General features: G+C 72.6%; 19 protein-coding genes. 15 read left to right on the top strand and 4 right to left on the bottom strand.

Annotation, left to right across the window (positions count from 1 at the left end; genetic code table 11):
- Positions 1-10: 10 nt before the first annotated feature.
- On the bottom strand, positions 11-1,186 hold the full coding sequence (locus tag HGA03_RS10540) for an ROK family transcriptional regulator (RefSeq protein ID WP_168630215.1): 1,176 nt from the start codon (positions 1,184-1,186) through the stop codon (positions 11-13).
- 281 nt (positions 1,187-1,467) lie between these two features.
- Between HGA03_RS10540 and HGA03_RS10535 the strand changes: the two genes are divergently transcribed.
- From HGA03_RS10535 to HGA03_RS10480, 12 genes are all read left to right on the top strand, one after another.
- Entirely contained in the window at positions 1,468-4,419 is a 2,952-nt protein-coding gene (locus HGA03_RS10535; RefSeq protein ID WP_168630214.1) for an autotransporter outer membrane beta-barrel domain-containing protein, read from the top strand.
- Entirely contained in the window at positions 4,416-5,063 is a 648-nt protein-coding gene (locus tag HGA03_RS10530; RefSeq protein WP_168630213.1) for a SipW-dependent-type signal peptide-containing protein, read from the top strand. The genes HGA03_RS10535 and HGA03_RS10530 overlap by 4 nt, the downstream gene beginning before the upstream one ends.
- The gene (locus HGA03_RS10525; RefSeq protein ID WP_168630212.1) at positions 5,060-5,983 is read left to right on the top strand and encodes a hypothetical protein; all 924 of its coding nucleotides are present in this window, start codon (positions 5,060-5,062) and stop codon (positions 5,981-5,983) included. The genes HGA03_RS10530 and HGA03_RS10525 overlap by 4 nt, the downstream gene beginning before the upstream one ends.
- A gap of 77 nt (positions 5,984-6,060) precedes the next feature.
- Positions 6,061-6,789 (top strand): alternate-type signal peptide domain-containing protein, encoded by a 729-nt coding sequence (locus HGA03_RS10520; protein WP_168630211.1) that lies wholly within the window; start codon positions 6,061-6,063, stop codon positions 6,787-6,789.
- A gap of 79 nt (positions 6,790-6,868) precedes the next feature.
- On the top strand, positions 6,869-7,630 hold the full coding sequence (locus HGA03_RS10515; RefSeq protein WP_168630210.1) for a signal peptidase I: 762 nt from the start codon (positions 6,869-6,871) through the stop codon (positions 7,628-7,630).
- Positions 7,630-8,613, top strand: a complete 984-nt coding sequence (locus HGA03_RS10510) for a hypothetical protein (protein WP_168630209.1) — start codon at positions 7,630-7,632, stop codon at positions 8,611-8,613. Before HGA03_RS10515 ends, HGA03_RS10510 begins: the two co-directional genes overlap by 1 nt.
- Before the next feature lie 129 nt (positions 8,614-8,742).
- Entirely contained in the window at positions 8,743-9,504 is a 762-nt protein-coding gene (locus HGA03_RS10505; RefSeq protein ID WP_168630208.1) for a DeoR/GlpR family DNA-binding transcription regulator, read from the top strand.
- Positions 9,501-10,457: a 1-phosphofructokinase family hexose kinase gene (locus HGA03_RS10500; protein WP_168630207.1), complete on the top strand. Its 957-nt coding sequence runs from the start codon at positions 9,501-9,503 to the stop codon at positions 10,455-10,457. Before HGA03_RS10505 ends, HGA03_RS10500 begins: the two co-directional genes overlap by 4 nt.
- Entirely contained in the window at positions 10,454-10,909 is a 456-nt protein-coding gene (locus HGA03_RS10495) for a PTS sugar transporter subunit IIA (RefSeq protein ID WP_168630206.1), read from the top strand. Before HGA03_RS10500 ends, HGA03_RS10495 begins: the two co-directional genes overlap by 4 nt.
- Positions 10,906-12,402, top strand: a complete 1,497-nt coding sequence (locus tag HGA03_RS10490; RefSeq protein WP_168630205.1) for a PTS fructose transporter subunit IIC — start codon at positions 10,906-10,908, stop codon at positions 12,400-12,402. Before HGA03_RS10495 ends, HGA03_RS10490 begins: the two co-directional genes overlap by 4 nt.
- 132 nt (positions 12,403-12,534) lie before the next feature.
- Positions 12,535-12,921: a hypothetical protein gene (locus HGA03_RS19355; RefSeq protein WP_168630204.1), complete on the top strand. Its 387-nt coding sequence runs from the start codon at positions 12,535-12,537 to the stop codon at positions 12,919-12,921.
- 110 nt (positions 12,922-13,031) lie between these two features.
- Positions 13,032-14,060, top strand: a complete 1,029-nt coding sequence (locus HGA03_RS10480; protein WP_168630203.1) for a hypothetical protein — start codon at positions 13,032-13,034, stop codon at positions 14,058-14,060.
- A 3-nt stretch (positions 14,061-14,063) separates the two neighbouring features.
- Here HGA03_RS10480 and HGA03_RS10475 read toward each other — a convergent pair whose 3' ends face one another.
- Genes HGA03_RS10475 through nrdD form a run of 3 tightly spaced genes read right to left on the bottom strand, consistent with a single transcriptional unit; the run spans position 14,064 to position 17,221 of the window.
- On the bottom strand, positions 14,064-14,384 hold the full coding sequence (locus HGA03_RS10475) for a PGPGW domain-containing protein (RefSeq protein ID WP_168630202.1): 321 nt from the start codon (positions 14,382-14,384) through the stop codon (positions 14,064-14,066).
- Between the two features lie 36 nt (positions 14,385-14,420).
- Positions 14,421-15,023 carry an anaerobic ribonucleoside-triphosphate reductase activating protein gene (gene nrdG, locus HGA03_RS10470; protein ID WP_168630201.1) on the bottom strand — a complete coding sequence of 201 codons (603 nt, stop codon included), beginning with the start codon at positions 15,021-15,023 and terminating at the stop codon, positions 14,421-14,423.
- Complete coding sequence (gene nrdD / locus HGA03_RS10465; RefSeq protein ID WP_203767019.1) at positions 15,020-17,221, bottom strand: anaerobic ribonucleoside-triphosphate reductase; 2,202 nt, start codon at positions 17,219-17,221, stop codon at positions 15,020-15,022. The genes nrdG and nrdD overlap by 4 nt, the downstream gene beginning before the upstream one ends.
- Before the next feature lie 248 nt (positions 17,222-17,469).
- Here nrdD and HGA03_RS10460 point away from each other — a divergent pair, with 248 nt between their 5' ends.
- The 3 genes from HGA03_RS10460 to HGA03_RS10450 all read left to right on the top strand — a co-directional run bounded on the left by HGA03_RS10460 (position 17,470) and on the right by HGA03_RS10450 (position 19,879).
- Positions 17,470-18,945 (top strand): hypothetical protein, encoded by a 1,476-nt coding sequence (locus HGA03_RS10460; protein ID WP_168630199.1) that lies wholly within the window; start codon positions 17,470-17,472, stop codon positions 18,943-18,945.
- Positions 18,946-19,005: 60 nt separating this feature from the next.
- The gene (locus HGA03_RS10455; protein WP_168630198.1) at positions 19,006-19,275 is read left to right on the top strand and encodes an HPr family phosphocarrier protein; all 270 of its coding nucleotides are present in this window, start codon (positions 19,006-19,008) and stop codon (positions 19,273-19,275) included.
- A gap of 109 nt (positions 19,276-19,384) precedes the next feature.
- Positions 19,385-19,879, top strand: coding sequence for a hypothetical protein (locus HGA03_RS10450; RefSeq protein WP_168630197.1), 495 nt, complete (start codon positions 19,385-19,387; stop codon positions 19,877-19,879).

The raw sequence follows: 19,879 nt of genomic DNA, 5'->3' as shown, positions 1-19,879 counted from the left end.
GCCACGAGTCCTAGTCTCCGTCCGGGCGAGTGTTCCAGCGCGTCGTCGCGCGGGTGTTTTCCAGGGCGAGCAGCACCGCGCCGGTCACCTCGGCCCGGGACCCGAGCTCGGCGGCGACCACCTCCAGCGGTGCCAGATGATTCAGCGGGACCCGGCGACGGATCGCCTCCCGCATCGGGGCGATCAGCAGCTCACCGGTCTCGGCCAGTTCCCCGCCGACCACCACGCACTGCGGGTTCACCGCGATCGCCAGCCCGGCCACCACCGCCCCGATCGTCGCCCCGGCGTCCTCGACCACCTGGCGACACCCCGGGTCGCCGTCATTGGCCAGCGCGACGATGTCCCTCAGGGTCAGCGCCCCCCGGCTGGCCCGCAGCACGTCGATCAGCGCCGGCGCACCCGCCACCGTGTTCAGGCAGCCGCGGCTGCCGCACAGGCAGACCACCCCGCCGGCGTCCACCTGCACGTGCCCGATCTCGCCCGCGGTGCCGGCGAACCCGCGGTGCAACCGGCCGGCCAGCGACACCCCGGCGCCGGTGCCGTGCGACACCCGCACGTACACCGAGTCCTGGTACTGCCGCGCCGCGCCCAGCCGGCTCTCCGCCAGCGCGCCGAGGTTCGCGTCGTTGTCCACGAACACCGGCACGCCCAGCCGCTTGGACATCACCTGCGCCACCGGTGCGTCGTCCCAGCCGCGCAGGATCCCCGGCACCGACACCGTCCCGGTCGCCGCATCCACCGGCGCCGGCACCCCGATCCCGATCCCCAGCAGCTCGTCCAGCGACGACCCCACCCGCTCCAGCAGCTCCACCACCAGCAGCGCCGCCCGGTCCAGGCTGGTGTCGGCCCGGTGCTCGTGCGGCAGCGGCAGCGACTGCTCTACCAGCGTCTGCTGCGCGGTGTCCGCCAACGAGATCGCCATGTGCCGGATGCCGATGTGGATGCCCGCGGCGATCCCGGTCCGGTGCACCATCGTCACCAGCGCCGCCCGCCGGCCGTTGTAGACGGTGGCCTTCACGTCCACGTCCCCGGCGGCCTGTAGCTCGCGCACGATGTTCGACACCGTCGCCGCGGACAGCCCGGTGGCCGCCGCCAGCTCGACCTGGGTCAGCCCGCCGTACCGCCGGATCGTCTCCACGACGGTGGCGCGGTTCGCCTCGCGCAGCGCGGTCTGGGAGCCGGCCATGGTGGGCAGCCTCCCGTCCTCGCGCGCCGATGCCCTGCCGGGAGGAGGGTACTCCGGGCCGCCGCTGGGCCACTCCCCGACGGCACGCGGGCCCGTTCCGACCTGGCACGCACCAGATGCCGGTGTTACCACGTAGTAGCAACCGTGCACCACTCCAACTGCCCCCTAGTCCGGGCGCGAACAGCACGCAGTGGTGCGGGATCCCCGTGGCCGCCTCGGAGCCTGGATGACGTCATCCCGATGCGCGTTCCCCCTGACGCGCTCGAATCGAGGAGTTCGACGTGGCCCCTGTCTCCACGCCCACCCCCCGGCACCGTGCACGGCGACCCCTGCGCACCGGTCGCCGCCGGAACCGGACGATCGCCGCGGTGGTGGCGACCGTCGCGCTGGTCGCGGGCGGGATGACCGCTGCCCAGAGCCTGACCGCCGACCGGGTGTTCCTGGTCGACTCCCTGGCGACCACCGCCGACGCCAACCCCGGTGACGGGGTGTGCGCCACCGCGGCCGGTGTCTGCACCCTGCGCGCGGCGATCGAGGAGTCCAATGCCCTCAACGGCGCCCCGGGGGAGATCGGGATCGGGGTCCACCCGGACTTCGCGGGCGGCAACATCGAGGTGGTCACCACCAACTCGGCGCTGATGCAGACCGGCAACCTCTCCGCCGGCGGTGGCTCGATCACCGGCGACTCCGGCGCGATGTTCGAGGTGACGGCGCCGGTCACCATCGACCTCGAGTACAAGATCACGATCAACACCACCGCCGACCGCGGCGTCGCCGTGTTCCACCTCAACGGTCCGGACATCACCCTGACCCGGATGAACCAGGTGTTCGCCGGGGAGACCACGTTCTACGTCGGGCCGAACGCCTCGAACGTCCTGATCACCAACGGCTCCAACGTCACCGCGAACTACTACCCGGAGCGGTTCATCGTGGTGCGCGGCGGGGCCAGCAACATCACGGTGTCCAACTACTCCATCACCGGCTACGCCTCCTCGGCGAGCAGCAACTGGGGCTGGGGCTGGGTGGACGGCACGTCGGCGTCCGCTCCGGTGAACGGGCTGACCTTCGACAACGTCCAGTTCCTGGCCAACCTCAGCGGCAGCTGCAACGGCAGCAGCGCCACCGGGTGCTCCTCCACGCCGATCTCGGTCTACCAGCAGCACGTCAACGACCTGGTGTTCACCAACAACACCGTGGTCAACCTCAACCGTGCCGCGGACAACAACACCCGGCTGGTCGACGCGCGATCGGCCACGCTGAACAACTTCGTCTTCAGCCACAACACGATCACCAACCCCCGGATCTACTCCGGCGAGGCACTGATCGACTTCGGCAGTGCGTCGTCCACCGCGGCGACGGTCACCGACTTCTCGATCACGGACAACGTGTTCACCACCGTGACCGCCGCCAGTGAGGCCACCAACGGGATGATCCGGCTGCCCTACGGCAAGGCGATTTCCGGCACCGGCCTGATCGCCCGGAACAGCTTCGGCGCCGCCACCGGATCGATGCAGGCGATCTACTGGTTCGGCCCGTACTCCGACACCCAGAACGTCAGCTCCTCCGGGGTGCGGATCGAGGACAACCACTTCGACGGGTGGGGCTCCACCTCCGCCCGGTCCACGATCCGGCTGCATCGCACCGGCGCGGTGACCGTGGCCCGCAACACCTTCGGCACGAGCACCGGCACCCAGACCAACACCGTCACCGAGGAGGGCCTGTCCAGCGGCTCGACCGTGCTGACCATGGTGAACAACCAGACGCTCGGCGCCAACGGCAAGCTCAACACCTGGTACCCGACCGCCCGCACGTCGGCCAACGCCCAGGCCGCCGCGCTGAGCGCCCAGCAGTGCACCATCGAGCTGGAGGTCGCCCCACCCAGCGACGCCGACAACACCGTCGATCTGGCGGCCGCGCGCTATCCGGTCACGCCGACCACCCTGGACCTGTACTGGACTGCCGGGAACACCGCGGAGGTGTACCTCGAGTCGGTCACGCTGACCACCGAGGAGCGCACCACCCTGACCGTCGAGCTGCCACTGCCCGGCGACGAGCGGCTCGCGCATCTGCCGGACGGTGCGACGCTGCCGGTCAGCGCGACCACCGGTGACGTCTCCGGTGGGCTGCGGGTGCAGACCCAGGACCCGAACGCCGGGGACACCACCGCGTCCTCCCAGTTCTCCCGGGTGGCGGCCATCGACGGCACGTGCCAGCCGGTGCTCACCATCGACCAGGCCGAGGACCAGAACGACCCGACCCTGGCCCGTGACCTGCACTTCACGGTGACCTCCTCGGTGCCGCTGGACCCGGCCACCCTGGGCGCCGAGGACATCACGCTGGCCGCGGAGCCGACCGCGGACACCATCGACGCCACCCGGCTCAACCCGCGCGTGGTCTCGGTGACCGCCGTCGAGGGGTCGCAGGACACGGAGTTCGTGGTGATCGTCCGGGTGGACGACTCTGCGACCGTGACCGCGTCGATCGCCGCGAACACGGTGACCTCGACCATCGGCCTGGCCAACCTGTCCCCGGCGACCAGCACGGACAACCAGATCACCTTCACCAACCCGGTGGTGGTCAGCCCGGCGATGCTGGCCCTGGTGATCGGCAAGGCCGAGGGACGCGACTACGCCATCGACCTGCGGGCCGGCGCCCCCACCCCCTCCGCCGACCTGGTGTTCAGCACCGGGATGGACGCGGTGGGCGAGGCGCACGGCGTCACGCTGGCCACCCCGGCCCCCCTGATCGCCGCCGGAGCCACCGGGTCGGGTGCGCTCACCATCACCGCGCCGGCGGGCGACGTCGCCGCGGACACCCCGGTGACGATCGCGCACACCCTGACCTCGGCCGACAGCAACTACGACGGGCTGGTGGTCGCAGCGCTGGACCTGCGGCTGTTCGCCACCGACCCGGTGATCGAGATCACCAAGCGGGCCTATGTCGAGGTGGCGGACACCTCCTCCCCGGCGAGCATCGCCGCGACCGGCACCGAGTCGCTGGCCGGCTCCCGCCTGATCGACGGCCAGGCCGTCTGCTGGGTCTACACCGTCACCAACATCTCGGCCGACGACTGGGCCACGGTGCTCACCGACGCGGTCATCACCGACACCGACACCCGGCTGGGCAACGGCGGGGTGATCGGCACCATCCCGGTCCTGGGCATCGGCGAGTCCCAGCAGTTGTCCGCCTGTGCGGTGCTGATCCCTCGCGACACGACGGCCGCGGGATCATGACCGCCGGCCGTCGCCGCGGGGTCCTGTTCGGCCTGTCCGCGGTGGTCGCCGCCGTGCTCCTGATCGGCGGGACGTTCGCCCTGTGGTCGGCCCGGACCGGCTTCGCCGGAGGCACCATCACCTCGGGCGACCTGAGCCTGGAGCTGACCGAGGCGACCTGGGCGCAGGTCACGCCGGGAGTGACAAACCTGGCCTCCGGCCGCTACGACGACGGGCTGCCCGCGGACTTCCACACGATGCCCGGCGACGTGATCGAGATCAGCCAGCCGGTGACCACCACCCTGGTGGGCGAGAACATCGCCGGGGGCTTCTCGGTCGCGGTGGCCGAGGGCGCCGCCGGGGACGTCGAGGCCGGCCGGATCGTGGTGACCTTCTCCGTGCGGGACGACGGCGGCAACACCGTCGCCCCGCAGAACGGCGCCGCCGAGCTGGGCACCACCGTGGTGGTTCCCGGACTGACCGGCAGCGAGGACGCCGCACCCCAGGACTGGACGGTCGTGGTCCGGGTCGAGGTGCGCGGCGAGTACGTCTGGACCGGTGAACCGGTGACCGACGCGACCGGCGCCTGGACGCTGGGTGAGATCCGGGTCGGGCTGGAGCAGGTGCGCGAGGGCGAGGGCTACGCCACCGGGGGTGCGGCATGAACCGCCGCGACCGTCTCTACCGGGTGGCCCCGGTGGCGGTGCTGGCCCTGTGCGCCGGATCGCTCACCGCCCAGGCGCTGTGGTCCGACCGGGACGACGGTGCCTCGACCACCATGCCGACCGGGGCGGTCAGCTTCGCGGCCCAGGCCGCGGACGCGACGACCCCGGTGGTCTCCACGGACGGCGGGCCGGTCACCCTCACCCTGCCGGGCAGCGAGATCATCCGAGTGCTGGACCAAACCGGACCTGACCCGGACCCGGTGTTCTGGCGGTTCACCATGAGTGGCGCCGCGCTGGGCATCACCGGCCTGGCAGTCGATGTCCGCCTGGACAGCACCGTGGACCGGGACGGGACGGTCACCGACATCAGTGCGGGCACCGCCTCCCCGAGCACCGTGCTCGGCGGATCGGTGGTCAAGGTCTACCCGGCGGCGGCCGGCGGCGACTGCTCGGCGGTTCCCGTGACCCCGGCGGGCCAGGAGGACCGCAATGTCGTGATCTACGACGGCGACGGATACCAGCTCCAGGCGGCCGGCACCAACGCGGGCGGCAGCACCCGCACCCAGGAGTGGTGTGTGGCGATGGACTGGATCGACGACCCGGACGGCGTCTACGCCAACCAGGTGCAGGCGACCGCCGTCGGGATGAACGGCGAGGTCAGCACCGCGATCGCCGACTGGTCCGCCGTGGTCGCCTTCCCCCGCTCGCTGCACACCAGCGGCGACTACGTGAACGAGGCGTCGGTGATCGGCACCGGGGCCGACGGCAGCAGACCCCGGGACGAGGACGGCTGGCACGCGGTCCTGTTCCCGGATCCGTCCGCCGAACCCAGCGTGGTGATCACGCTCGACCCGGCGGTCACGAACCTCAACCCCTCCGTGGCGACCGGCGACCAACCGTCGTACTCCGCCACCCCCTGATGTTCCACCCCCGCCGACCCACGTGGTGGGTGGCGACAGCCGGCCCCAACCGGGGCAGATCGAGAGGAAGTAGTCCGATGAACACCACCCCCAATGCCCCGGTCCTGGTCGTGACCGAGGAGAAGAAGCGCCGTAAGGGCCTGATCTGGGTCGCCGGTGGCGCCGCGCTGCTGCTCGGTGGCTCGACCTTCGCCCTGTGGTCGGCCTCCGACAGCTTCGGCGGCGGCACCATCACCGCCGGTGACCTGAACGTCGTGCAGAGTGCCGACACCACGTTCTGGGACGTCTCCGCAGACCGCGAGGACGCCACCGAGACGGTGACCGGCACCGACGGCTCCCAGCTGGGCCACGTCATCACCGCGATCGACGAGTGGCGGATCGTGCCGGGCGACCGGGTCGCGGCGGCGTTCTCCGCGGACGTGACCCTGGAGGGCGACAACCTGGTCGGCCGCCTGAGCCTGGACGGCGCGGAGGAGAACGCGCTGGCCAACACCGGCATGGTCTACACGTACGAGATCTACCAGGACGGTGTGCTGCTGGTCGCCGAGACCGCGCTGCCCACCGCCGCCGACGCCGGCCTGCTGTACCTCTCCGCCCCGGCCGCCGGCCAGAACGCGGGCCTGGAGGACGCCGACGGCGTGAATGTCTGGCAGATGGCGCAGACCACGGAGGACTTCACCGTGGTCGTCTACGGCTCCTTCGACGCGGACACGGCCGACCGGGATCAGGTCGCCGTCTCCGACACCCTCGCCGACCTGACCCTCACCCTGACCCAGGTCCGCGACACCGGCGCCCAGTTCTCCTGAGCCGCCGCCGCACGTGCGGGGGCGGTGCCAGCCCCCTGACGCCGCCCCCGCACCCCACCCGCCACACCGGAGGTCCGTCATGCCGAGCCGGGCAGTCGCTCGTCCCTGGTACGACTCGCCGTGGCGGATCGCCGGTCAGGCACTGACCACCGCGCTCGCGGTGGTGCTGGTCGCGGCGCTGACCGCTCTGGTGCTGGTGCCCCGGCTGACCGGCGGGGCGTCGCTCACCGTCCTGACCGGATCGATGGAACCGACCTTCGCCCCCGGCGACGTGATCGTGGTCCGCGGCGTCGACGACGTCTGCGCCACGGTCGGGGTCGGTGACATCGTCACGTACTTCCCCACCCCGAACGACCCGACGTTGATCAGCCACCGGGTGGTCGGCAAGACGATCGGCACCTTCGACGACGGCACCCGGTGCCGGTTGATCACGCAGGGTGACGCCAACACGGCAGCGGACGACCCGATCTCCCCGGAGCAGGTCCGCGGGACCTTCCTGTACGGCATCCCCCGGCTGGGCTGGGTCCGGCAGTGGGTGGGAGACCACCTGCAGGCCGTGATCCTGGTGGCCGCGGTGGTGCTGATCGGGATCGGCCTGAGCGGCGGGTTCGGCCGGGGACGAACCCGGGTGCTGGCGATCCCCGCCACGGCCTCCGCCGGCGGACCCGCACCGGCCGCTGACCCGGGAGCAGGTACGCCGACCGAGGCCGAGTTGTGGGAGCGGGAGCTGTCGCTGCGTGAACGCGAGCTCGACCTGCGGAAGCGGGAGCTCGCCCTCTCCCAGCGGCAGGTGGCCGTCTCCACTGACCACCCGACCCCCTTCGACCGGAACGAGGCGTGATGGCGACCCGAACCGTGGTGATCCCGGCAGGTCCGGGCACCCCCCAGCAGGTGTGGCGGGTCGGCGACGGTGCCCTGTCGCCGCGGGGCCGGCTGGTGGCCTGGCTGATCGCGGTGGCGCTGTTGCTGATCGGCGGTAGCACTCTTGCCGCGACCGGGGCCGGTCCGATCTCCGGCGCGCGGGACGGCGCTGCCGGGACCGCCGCCGATCCGGCCGCCGGGTCCGCCGCCGGCGCGGGGAGTGCCGGCGCGGACCAGACCGGCACCGTCGTCGCCGGGGCCATCGCCGCGGAGTGGAACGGGCCCACCGTGCACCTGGACTGGACCGGGCGGCAGTACGCCACGGTCGAGGCGGACTTCGTCGGCGACCGGGTGGCGTCCCCCGGAGATCGGGTCGAGCGCACCCTCACGCTGCGGAACGACGGCCCGGCCGACGGCGTGATGTCCGTCAGTCTGGTGCTGGGCCAGGACCTGCCGGCCGACAGCCCGAACCCGGAGCTGGCCGAGGCGATCGACCTGTTCTGGACGGTCGGTGGCGTGTCCGGGCAGCAGTCCTTCGCCACCCTGCTCGCCGACGGCAACCCGACCGTGGCGCAGGTGCAGGTGCCCCGTGGCGCGACCACCGAGGTCACCGTCGGGTTCATGATGCCTGCCGAGGTGAGCGACCACCGCGCCACCGGAGCGGACGGCACGGTGCTGCACTTCCAGGTGCAGGCGCGGTTGCAGGGCGAGACCGCCGCCACCGAACTGCCGCAGCTGGCGATCACCGGTTCGCAGGTGCTCGGGTTGGTGGCCCTGGTGCTCGGGCTGCTGCTGATGGGGTGGCTGTTGCTCGCGCTGGCCCGCCGCCGGCGCTGCGACGACTGTGGTGCCCGGGTCCGCCGGGGTGAGGACTGGACGGCGCGGCGGGTGGACGGCGTCCGGCAGCTGCGGTGTGCGGACTGCACCCTCGCCACCGAACGGGACCCGGTGCGCACCGGCTGACCCGCGCACTCTGCCCGTTCGGGTGTGGTTTTGGACCCGAGTTTGTTGTTTTAGGTTGACTTCGGGAGGTGACCGGCTTCACACTGGTGGGGCCGGGATGATCCGGCCGCACCTCACGATGGAGTCGACGTGTACGCAACGGAGCGCCAGCAGCAGATCCTCGCCGTGGCCCGGCGGGACGGTCGCGCGGATGTCGCCTCCCTGGCCGCCGACCTCGACGTCACCACCGAGACCGTCCGCCGCGACCTGACCGTCCTGGAGCGGCACGGCCTGGTCCGCCGGGTGCATGGTGGCGCGATCCCGGTCGAGCGCCTGGGCTTCGAGCCCGGATTGGCCCAGCGCGAGGGGCTGCTGTCCGCGGAGAAGGAGCGGATCGCGAAGGCCGCACTGGACGAGCTGCCCGACGGCGGCTCGGTGCTGCTGGACGCCGGCACCACCACCGTCCGGCTGGCCGAGCTGCTGCCCACCGACCGGGAGCTGACCGTCGTCACCCACGCGCTGCCGGTGGCGACCGTGCTGGCCACCCGGCCGATGATCACCCTGCACCTGGTGGGGGGCACCGTGCGCGGCCGGACCCTGGCCGCGGTGGGGAGCTGGGCGCTGCGCGAGCTGGCCGAGATCCGGGTGGACGTGACCTTCCTCGGCACCAACGGGCTGAGCGTGGAGCACGGGCTGACCACCCCGGACCTGGCCGAGGCCGCGGTGAAGGCCGCCCTGGTCCGGGCCGGCCGCCGCACGGTGGTGCTGGCCGACCACACCAAACTGGGCCGGGAGGACTTCGCGCACGTCGCGCCCCTGTCCGACATCGACGCCCTGGTGACCGACTCCGGGGTCCCGCCCGAGCTGGCCGAGGAGATCGAGGCCGCCGGCGTCCGGGTGGTGCGGGCATGATCGTCACGCTGACCCCGAACCCGAGTCTGGACCGGGCGCTCGACCTGCCGCGGCTGGAGCCCGGCGGCGTGAACCGGGCGCTCGCGGAGCACCTGCACCCCGGCGGCAAGGGCCTGAACGTGACCCGCGCGCTGACCGCGAACGGGGTGGCATCCCGGGCCGTGCTGCCGGTGGGCGGGCCGGACGGTGACCGGATGGTCGCCCTGCTGGCCGACCAGCAGGTCGCCGCACACCCGGTCCGGGTTGCCGGGCACACCCGCACCAACCTGACCCTGGCCGAGGTCACCGGGCGGACCACCAAGGTGAACAGCCCCGGCGTGGCCCTGTCCGCGGCCGAGACCGACGCACTGCTGGCCGCGGTGCAGGGCGAGCTGCTCCCGGACGCGCGGGCGCTGGTGATCGCCGGGTCGCTGGCCGCCGGGCAGTCGATGGAGCTGCTGACCCGTGCGATCGATCTGGCCGCCGAGGCCCGGGTCCCGGTGGTGGTGGACACCTCCGGTGCCCCGCTGGCCGCCGCGGTCGCCCACGGTGGCCTGTCGCTGATCAAGCCCAACGACGAGGAGCTGGCCGAGCTGACCGGCGCCCGGTTGGACACGGTCGGGGACGTCCTGGCCGCTGCCCGGGGACTGATCGCCGGTGGCCTGGACACCGTCCTGGTCTCGCTCGGCGGCCACGGCGCGCTGCTGGTGCAGGCCGACCGCAGCTGGTGGGCCGGCGGCCCGGCCCTGGTCCCGCTGTCCACCGTCGGCGCGGGGGACTGCACCCTGGCCGGGTATCTGGCCGCCGACGACCCCGACCCCGGCGCCCGGCTCGCCCGCGCCGTCGCCTGGGGCCGTGCGGCGGTCCTGCTCCCGGGCAGCGCCGTGCCCGCCCCCACCGACATCCACCCGACCGAGGTCGCCGTCGTGGCCGACCCCGACCCCGCCACCGCCCTGAAGGAGCTGTCGTCATGAGTCAGTTGCTCACCACCCCGGACCTGGTGCTCACCGACCTGGCCGCCACCGACCGCGAAGACGCCACCGCGCAGCTGATCGCGGTGCTGCACGCGGCCGGCCGGGTCACCGATCCGGAGGGCTTCGCCGCCGACGTCCGGGCCCGGGAGGCGCAGATGCCCACCGGGATGCCCGGCGGGGTCGGCCTGCCGCACGCCCGCTCCGAGCACGTCACCGCCCCGAGCCTGGCGATCGGCAAGCTGCGCCAGGGCGTGGACTGGGGCGCCGAGGACGGTCCGGCGCGCCTGGTGTTCCTGATCGCCGCCCCCGCCGGTGGCGACTCCGACCACCTGAAGATCCTCGCCGCCCTGGCCCGCCGCCTGGTGCACGAGTCCTTCCGCCAGTCCCTGCTGGACGCCCCCGATGCCGCCACCGTGGCCGACATCATCACCCGAGAGGTCGTGCCGTCATGAAGTTCGTCGCCGTCACCTCCTGCCCCACCGGCATCGCGCACACCTACATGGCCGCGGAGGCCCTCGAGCAGGCCGGCAAGGCGGCCGGGCACGAGGTCGTCGTGGAGACCCAGGGTGCCGCCGGTTCCTCCCCGATCGACCCGGCCGTGATCGCCGCCGCCGACGGGGTGATCTACGCCGCCGACCTGGAGGTCCAGGGCCGCGAGCGCTTCGCCGGCAAGCCCACCGTCGACGTCGGCGTGAAGAAGGCCGTGCACGACGCCCCCGGGGTGGTGGCCCAGGCGGTCGCCGCGGTCGAGGCCGGGCCGGTCACCGACGCGCCCGCCGCCACGGCCGCACCCGCCACCAAGGTCGAGCCGAACGCCTCGGTCGGGGCCCGGATCCGGCAGTGGCTGATGACCGGGGTCTCCTACATGATCCCGTTCGTCGCCGCGGGCGGGATCCTGATCGCGCTCGGCTTCATGGTGGCGCAGGCCGCCTGGGGCGAGACCGGCGCGGTCGAGGTCACCGGGGTCTCGGTGCAGACCCTGATCGAGAACTTCAACCTGTTCTCCGGCCAGGACTGGGCGGTGCTGCTGTACCAGACCGGGTCGGCCGCCTTCGCCTTCCTGGTGCCGGTGCTGTCCGGGTTCATCGCCTACGGCATCGCCAACCGGCCGGGTCTGGTGCCCGGCTTCGTCGGCGGGGCGGTGTCGGTGACGATCGGCGCCGGGTTCCTCGGCGGACTGGTCACCGGCTTCGTCGCCGGGTTCCTCGCACTGTGGATCAGCAACTGGCGGGTACCCAAGGGTGTGCGCGGCGTGATGCCGGTGGTGGTCACCCCGCTGCTGTCCTCGCTGATCACCGGCTTCCTGATGTTCGTCCTGATCGGCCGGCCGATCGCCGCGCTGATGGAGGGCCTGACCAACTGGCTGAACGGGCTGTCCGGGTCGAACCTGATCCTGATGGGCGCCCTGCTCGGCGTGATGATGGGCTTCGACCTCGGCGGACCGGTCAACAAGGTGGCGTACACCTTCGCGGTGACCGGGCTGGCCACTCCCGGCCTTGGCCAGGACGCGGTGCAGTACCGGATCATGGCCGCGGTGATGGCCGCCGGCATGGTCGCCCCGCTGGCGCTCGCGGTCGCCACCTTCGTCCGCAAGCAGCTGTTCACCGAGGCGGAGCGGGAGAACGGCAAGGCGGCGGTGCTGCTCGGCCTGTCCTTCATCTCCGAGGGGGCGATCCCGTTCGCCGCCGCCGACCCGTGGCGGGTGATCGTGTCCTCGGTGGTCGGCTCCGGGGTGACCGGTGCGCTGGTGATGGCCTTCGGCTCCGGGTTGCAGGCGCCGCACGGTGGCATCTGGGTGCTGCCGCTGATCAGCAACTTCGCCGGCTTCATCCTGGCGGTGCTGATCGGGACGCTGGTGTCCGCCGCGCTCGTGGTGGCACTCAAGTCGACCCGCAAGCTGCCCGAGCAGGCCGGCTCGGAGCAGCCGGTGGCCGTCGCCGCCTGAGCGTTCCGCGACAGCACCCCCGGTGGTCGTCACCGGGGGTGCTGTCGTATCCGCGTGGTTCCACCTGGTTCGCCACCTATATCCGGTTCGTCCACCGAGCTGGGTACGTCCGGGACTGCCACCATGCGGCTCATGCCCGACGCCGACCAGTTCCTCTCCGCCCTGCTGGCCACCCAGGGAGACCGGATGGTCTCGGCCGAGGACCTCTGCCGTGCCGCGGTCCGCCTGGCCCATGCGCAGGGGGAACTCGAGGAGGCCGAGCGTGCCTACCGCCGGGCCCGGGAGTCCGCCGAGGCGGCCGGATGGGTGCCGGCCGACCTGGACCGTGCCGGGCTGCCCCGGGTCGCCGCCTGGGTCGACACGTCCCCCACGCCGCCGCCTGCCACCGCCGTCTATGACACCCACGTCTACGACACGCCGCTGTACGGCAGCGCCGGTCACGAGTCCTCGACCTACGACGCGCTGACCGCCGAGCAACCCGACGACCCGGCCCGGCTGCACGCCTACCTGCCGCGCTGACCGGGGCCGAACGTCCCGGCCGCACCGGCCGCACCGGGTCTTGACTGCTCAGCGGAACTGCCGACTCGCCCACGGGCGTGCGAACCGGCCACGACGAGTGGAAGGTCCGCATGGCCGCGTTCTACGCCGACGTCACCGAGACCCTGGCGGTGTTCTGGGACACCCGCCCGCACACCCGTGCCGAGCTGCACCGGGTCACCGGCCGGGCGCGCAACACCGTGACCAAGCACCTCGACCTGCTCGTCCGGCACCGGCTGATCCTCGCCGCCGGGAAGGACCCCGCCGCCACCGGCCGGCCCAGTGAACGATTCCGGCTCAACCCCGCCGCCGGGGCGGTCGCGGTGGTGCAGGCCGAGGGCGAGCGGGCACGGCTGACCGTCGCCGACCTGGCCGGGCGGGTGCGCGGCCGGTGCACCGTCGCCGCCGACCTGCTGGCGCCGGGGCTGTCCCGGGCCGCCGCCACGTTCCTGCCCGGCGCCCCGCTGCTCACTGTCCTGCTCACCGGCCCCGGCGCCGCCCGGGTGGATGCCGCCCAGCTCGCCGACGATCTGCCCGCCCGGGTGCAGGTGCGGCCGTGGGCGGAGCTGGCGCTGGCCGGTCAGGGAGCCACCGGGACCGTGCTGTGCCTGGACCTCGACGGCGACCTGCGGGCCGCCACCCTGCTGGACGGCCGGATGGTCGCCGGTGCCGGGGGAGTGGCCGGCCGGATCGGCGGACTGGTGCTGCCCACCCGGGAGCCCGCGCTCGGACCGGCCTGCCACCGCAGCCTGGACGAGGTGCTGGCGGTCGCCCGGTCGGCCCCCGATCGCCCGGTGGTCCAGCTCGCCGCCGGCCGGCACGTCGGGCACGCCGTTGCCACCTTCTGCCGCCTGGTCGACCCCGATGCCGTCCTGGTCGCCGGGCGCCCGGCGCACGACCGGGCGTTCTGGTCCGGCCTGTGCGACGCCGTCACCGCGGGTGCGTCCCCCATCGCCGGTCACCGCACCGAGCTGCGACCGGTCCGCGGCGACCTGCCCACCGCGATCGCCCGCGGCGGCTGCCACGAGGCACGCCGGCTCACCGGCAGCGTCGAGGGCCTGACCCGGCTGCTCCGGGCCGTGGACGGTCCGCGCGCCGACCGGGTGCCGGTCGCGGTCTGAGCCTCAGGCCCGCCGCGCCCGCCAGCGCCACCAGATCCCGAGCACCCGGGCCTTGAACCGGTCGGTCAGCCGCCGCACCGCCGGATACTCGGTGCCCAGCACCCCCAGGCCCAGGAAGATCAACAACCAACCCGGCCCCGGCAGCACCAGCAGCAGCACCCCGGTGCCCAGCACGGCCACCCCCACCGTGGTCACCGCCGTCCGGTACACCCACCGGGTGCTGCGCCGGCGATGCAGTCGCTCGCGCACGGCGGCCAAGCGGCGCAACAGCGGCGACCGCTCGGCGGCGTCGAGCTCGGCGGCGAGGCCATCGGGCTGGGTCATGCGGGGTGAACGAGCGGGGGTGGCGGGGGGTTCCGGTCAGATCATCGCGCGCCGGTCCACCTGCTCGGCGCCCTCGGCCTCCCGCAGCCCACCGGCCCACGGCACCGCGACCCCGGCCGCCAGTGACGCCGGCACGTCCAGCACCCGCTGGTTGCGGCTGCCCCGGAACGCCAGCGACAGATCCTTGCTGGCCAGCTCGAACCGGCCGTCGACCAGCACGTCCACCTCGGCCAGCAGCGCCAGCTTGTCGCCGCCCTCGACCAGCAGTTCCTCGAGGGTGTAGCCGGTCCAGCACCACACGTCCTTGGCCCGGCCGTGCTCGGCCCGCAGCCGCCGGACCACCTCCAGGCAGACCTGGGTGTTGAGGAACGGCTCGCCGCCGAGCAGGGACAGCCCTTGGACCGCGGGGTGCCGGAGGTCGGCGGCGATCCGGTCGGCCAGCTCGTCGTCGAAGGGGGTGCCGTAGCGGAAGGACCAGGCGGCCTCGTTGAAGCAGCCGTCGCAGGCGAAGGGGCAGCCGCTGACGTACAGCGAGCAGCGCACCCCCTCGCCGTCGACCATCACGAACGGCTTGTAGTCGGCGACCCGGCGCTGGCTGAGCCGCTCGGCGGTCCAGTCCGGGCGCGGGTCCCTGGTCATGACCCGCTCGGGAGCGAACCGGTGCTGCCTTCCATGTGCTTGACCCGGGAGGAGATCTCCACGTGCCGGCCGTGCACCATCGGGCGCTGCTGGGGGTTGCCCAGGTAGCCGCAGGTGCGCTTGACCACGTCGCAGGTCCGCGGGTCGGTGTTGCCGCATGCCGGGCAGGCGAAGCCGCGTTCGGTCGGGGTGAAGTCGCCGGAGAAGTCGCACTCCAGGCAGTGGTCGATCGGGGTGTTGGTCCCCAGGTAGCCGACCCGGTCGTAGGCGTAGTCCCAGACCGCCTCCAACGCCTTCGGGTTCTGCTGCAGCACCGGGTACTCGCAGTAGTGGATGAACCCGCCGGAGGCGTACTGCGGGTACTCCGCCTCGAAGTCGAGCTTCTCGAACGGGGTCGGCGACTTGCGCACGTCGTAGTGGAAGGAGTTGGTGTAGTAGTCCTTGTCGGTGATGTCGGGCACCGAGCCGAACTTCTTCTTGTCCAGGCGGCAGAACCGGTCGGTCAGCGACTCGGACGGGGTGGAGTAGACGCTGAACTGGTAGCCGTGCTCGGCGGTCCACGCCTTGGCCCGGGCGTTCAGGGTGCGCAGCACGCGCAGGGTGAAGGCCTTGGCCTCCGGGTCGTTCTCCCACTCGCCGCCGTAGAACGCCGCCGCCGCCTCGTACAGCCCGATGTAGCCCAGGGACACCGTGGCCCGGCCGTTGCGGAACAGCGCGTCGACGTCGTCACCGGGGGACAGCCGCTGGCCGAAGGCGCCGTGCACGTACAGGATCGGCGCGTTCTCCGGCACCGCCTCCTTGCACCGCTCGACCCGGAACAGCAGGGCGTCGTGCACGGTGGACAGCCGCTGCTCCAGCAGGGTCCAGAACGCGTCCAGGTCGCCGCGGGTCTCCAGCGCGATCCGCGGGATGTTGAGCGTGACCACGCCCAGGTTCATCCGGCCCTCGACCACGTCCTCGCCGTTCTCGTCCGTCCAGCCCTGCAGGAACGAGCGGCAGCCCATCGGGACCTTGAACGAGCCGGTGATCTCGACGATCTTGTCGTAGCTGAGGATGTCCGGGTACATCCGCTTGGTGGCGCACTCGACCGCGAGCTGCTTGAGGTCGTAGTTCGGGTCGGCGGCCTCCAGATTGACGCCGCGGCGCAGGGTGAAGATCAGCTTCGGGAAGATCGCGGTCCGGCGCTCCTTGCCCAGTCCGAGGATCCGGATCTGCAGGATCGCCCGCTGGATCTCCCGCTCGAACCAGCCGGTGCCCAGTCCGAAGCCCACCGAGGTGAACGGGGTCTGCCCGTTCGAGGTGAACAGGGTGTTGATCTCGTACTCCAACGACTGCATCGCGTCGTAGATGTCCTTGCGGGTCTTCTCCCGCGCGTACTCCTCCCGCCGGCTCGGGTCCTCGATCCAGCGCTCGGCGTCCGCCATGTGCTTGGCGAAGTTCTTCTCCGCGTAGGGCGCCAGCAGCTCGTCGATCCGGTTCACCGAGCAGCCGCCGTACTGGCTGGAGGAGACGTTCGCGATGATCTGCGAGATCTGGGCGGTGGCGGTCTGGATCGACCGCGGCGGGTCGACCTGTGCGTTCCCGATCCGGAACCCGTCGGCGAGCATGGTCCGGAAGTCGATCAGGCAGCAGTTCGTCATCGGCGCATAGGGGTGGTAATCCAGGTCGTGGTAGTGCAGATCGCCCTTGGCGTGCGCATTCGCCACGTGCGGCGGCAGCATCCGCAGGCCGATCGCCTTGCCCACCGCGCCGGCGGTCAGGTCGCGCTGGGTGTTGAAGACGTCGCTGTCCTTGTTGGCGTTCTCGTTGACGACCGTCTGGTCCTTGCCGATCAGCTGGCCGACCGAGTGGTTGACGTCCAGCGCCCGGCTGCGGGCCAGGTCACGCTGCACTCGGTAGTCGATGTACGCCTGCGCCACCTCGTACTCGTGCGACTCCAGCAGGATGTGCTCGACCACGTTCTGGATCTCGTAGATCTTCACCTCGCCGGTGAAGCGTGCGGCCAGCTCGGTGTGCGCCTGGTCGACCAGGTCGGTCAGCATCAACTGGTGCAGCGGGGAGATCTCGCCGTAGACCTCGACGAAGGCCTTGCGCAGCGCGCCCTGGATCCGGGAACCGTCATAGGGGAGAACCCGGCCGTCCCGCTTGCGCACGGTCAGAGTGGCAGCCTCGGCCACCTGCGGACGGTCGATCTCCATCGCGGTCATCCCGAGTCATCCCTTTCGCCGGGTTTGTGGTACTACCACTAGATGTAGTGGCTGAGCAAGACTCGCAACACAACATGGGGGGTGTTCAGGGACCAAGGTCCTGGCGAGCCACGACGTGCCCGGTGGCGACCGCGGATCGATTTCCCGGCCTTCGGCGTGTCGGATCGAGGGTTGGGCCGACCGGGCGATTTCGGCGGTGTGTGACCACCGGATCCCGGGCCGGCCAGCACACTGCACCGGTGACCTCGACCACACCCGCCGACCTCGACGATCGTGCCCGGCTCTGGACCGGCTGGGCCCAGGCGGCGGACGAGGAGGAGGCCTACCCGCTCGCCGAACGCCTGGTCGCCGGGATCCGCGGCCTCGACGGCGACGCCCTCACCCCGGTGGCGCATGCCCGGCTGCTGCTCCGGCTCGGCCGCCCCACCGAGGCGCTCGCCCTGCTGCCCCGCCAGGACCCCGGCGAGCTGATCGCCGAGCGTCCCCGGGACTGGAACGACGTGATCGCCCTCGCCTGCCTGGCCGCCCAGGGCGACGACGAGGCCCGCGGCGCCCTGATGCGCTGGGGTGCCGACGCCGGCAGCGCCCACGGCGACCAGCTCGCCGACCTGCTGGCCACCATCGGCGCCCAGACCGGTGACCTGGCGCTGGCCGACGACGCCGCCCGCCGGCTGCGACCCGGCTGCACCCCCGGCCGACTCCGCCGCCGGGTCACCGCCGTGCTGGCCCAGCGCCCCCGTCAGGACCCGTACCGGATCGCCGACACCGTCACCGACTGCGCCACCGCCCTGGTCGAGGCCCAGCCGCCCGCCGACGAGGACCCCGGTGTCCTGACCGAGGTGCTCGACGACCTGGCCCGCCGGGGCGACCGGGAGGGCCCCACCCTGCTGCTGACCGCCCTGGACCGGCTGCGGCCCGGCAGCCCGGCCATCGAGGCACTGCTGCGCGACCGGGCGATGCGTCCTGGGCACTGGCGGTCGACCTGGTTCCTGGCGGCCCTGGTCGCCGCCTTCGTCGTGGTCTGCGTCGGGGTGGACCAGTTCGGCTGGCCGAGTGCGCTGATCGCCGGGTCGGGGCCCGCGCTGGTGGTGACCGGCTGGAAGGGCTGGCCGACCCTCTACCCCCAGCTCGGCCCCGCCGACAACGCCGCGCTGCGCCGGATCCGCTCCGGCGGCAGTTCACGGGCCCTGACGGTCGCCCTCGGCCTGCTCGGTTCGGTCTGCGGCGCGATCCTCGCCCTGATCGTCGTCGTCCTGGTCCTGACCGCCATCGATCCCAATGCGGATTCCGGCGACTCCACCGCCGCCGACCTGGCCCTCGGCCTCGCCGTGGTCGCCGGCCTGCTCTGCGGCCCGCAGCTCCTGCTCTCCCTCCGGCGCCGCTCCTCCGCGCGGCTGGCCCGCCGCAAGCGCGCCGCCGGCCGCGCCCGGGAGGCCGTCGACCTCGGCCGGTGTGTCTGCTGGAACGCCGGTGCGATCCGCGGGTCCGACGCCGACGGCTACGCCGATCAGCACCTGGTTCGCTCCGACCCGACCGCCGCCGCCGGACTCGACCTCGGCGGCACCCTCCCGGCCGGCGTCCGCGAATGCCCGGACACCCACCGCCGCTGGCTGCTCGTCCCCGGCGGCGACCGGGGCCGGAGCATCCTGCTGCCCGGCACCGTCCCCGAGCCCGCCGTACCCGCCCCCGACACCACCACCGGTGGGTACCTCTGAGCGCAGCGCCGGGATGAGGCACACTCGAGACCTCGCACTCCCGTTGGAAGGACACTCCCCATGGCCACTCGTCAGGTCGCCGTCGCCTCCGCGGTCGGGCTGCACGCCCGCCCCGCCTCCCTGTTCACCCGCGCGGTCCAGGGCCACGGCATCCCGGTCACCATCGCCAAGGAGGGCGGCGCCCCGGTCGACGCCACCAGCCTGCTCATGGTCATGGGCCTCGGCGTCAAGAACGGTGAGACCGTCGAGCTCAGCTCCGACGCCGACGGCGCCAACGCCGTGCTGGACGACCTGGTCGCCCTGCTCTCCCGCGACCTCGACGCCGAGTGACCATCGCGCTCCCAGGGGAAACCCATTCCCCTGGGAGCGCGACCGCCTGACACCCTGACGCGGACACACCGCGGGCAACGAGGCCCGCCGGTCCGCACATGGAGGTGCCATGGACGACTACCTGTGGGTGCTCAAGCGCCGCGAGATGGACCTGATCCGCGAGGTCGAACCCGACCGGATGGCCGAGCTCGACGAGGACGAGCTGCTCAACCTGCACCGCCGGATCCGCAAGGCCCGCAACAAGAAGATCTCGATCTACCGCCGCACCGCCGCCGACCAGATCGACGAGATCGGCGCCCGCGGCGAGTCCGCCCCCCTGAACGAGAAACACCGGATCCGGCTCGCCGCCTTCGAGGAGGCCCTGTCGGTCGTCTCCGCCCGGCTCGCCGAGGTCGCCCACCAGGCCGCCGAGGACCTGCGCGACGAGCGGATCGCCCAGGCCCGCGCCGGACGGTCGCCCGGGCCGCACGTGGGGGCCGAGCCGTCGGACGAGGTGGACACCGGGCGGGTGCGGGAGCACGTGAAGACCACCGGTGGGGTGAAGCGGGACGCGGACAGCCTGGCGCAGGGGGCGCGGCGGCAGGCGAAGCGGGACGGGCGGTAG

The sequence above is a fragment of the Cellulomonas denverensis genome, assembly GCF_012396125.1.
Classification (GTDB): Bacteria; Actinomycetota; Actinomycetes; order Actinomycetales; family Cellulomonadaceae; genus Cellulomonas; species Cellulomonas denverensis.
Note: the sequence above shows the minus strand (reverse complement) of the source record. Positions and strands in the feature narration are given on the sequence as shown.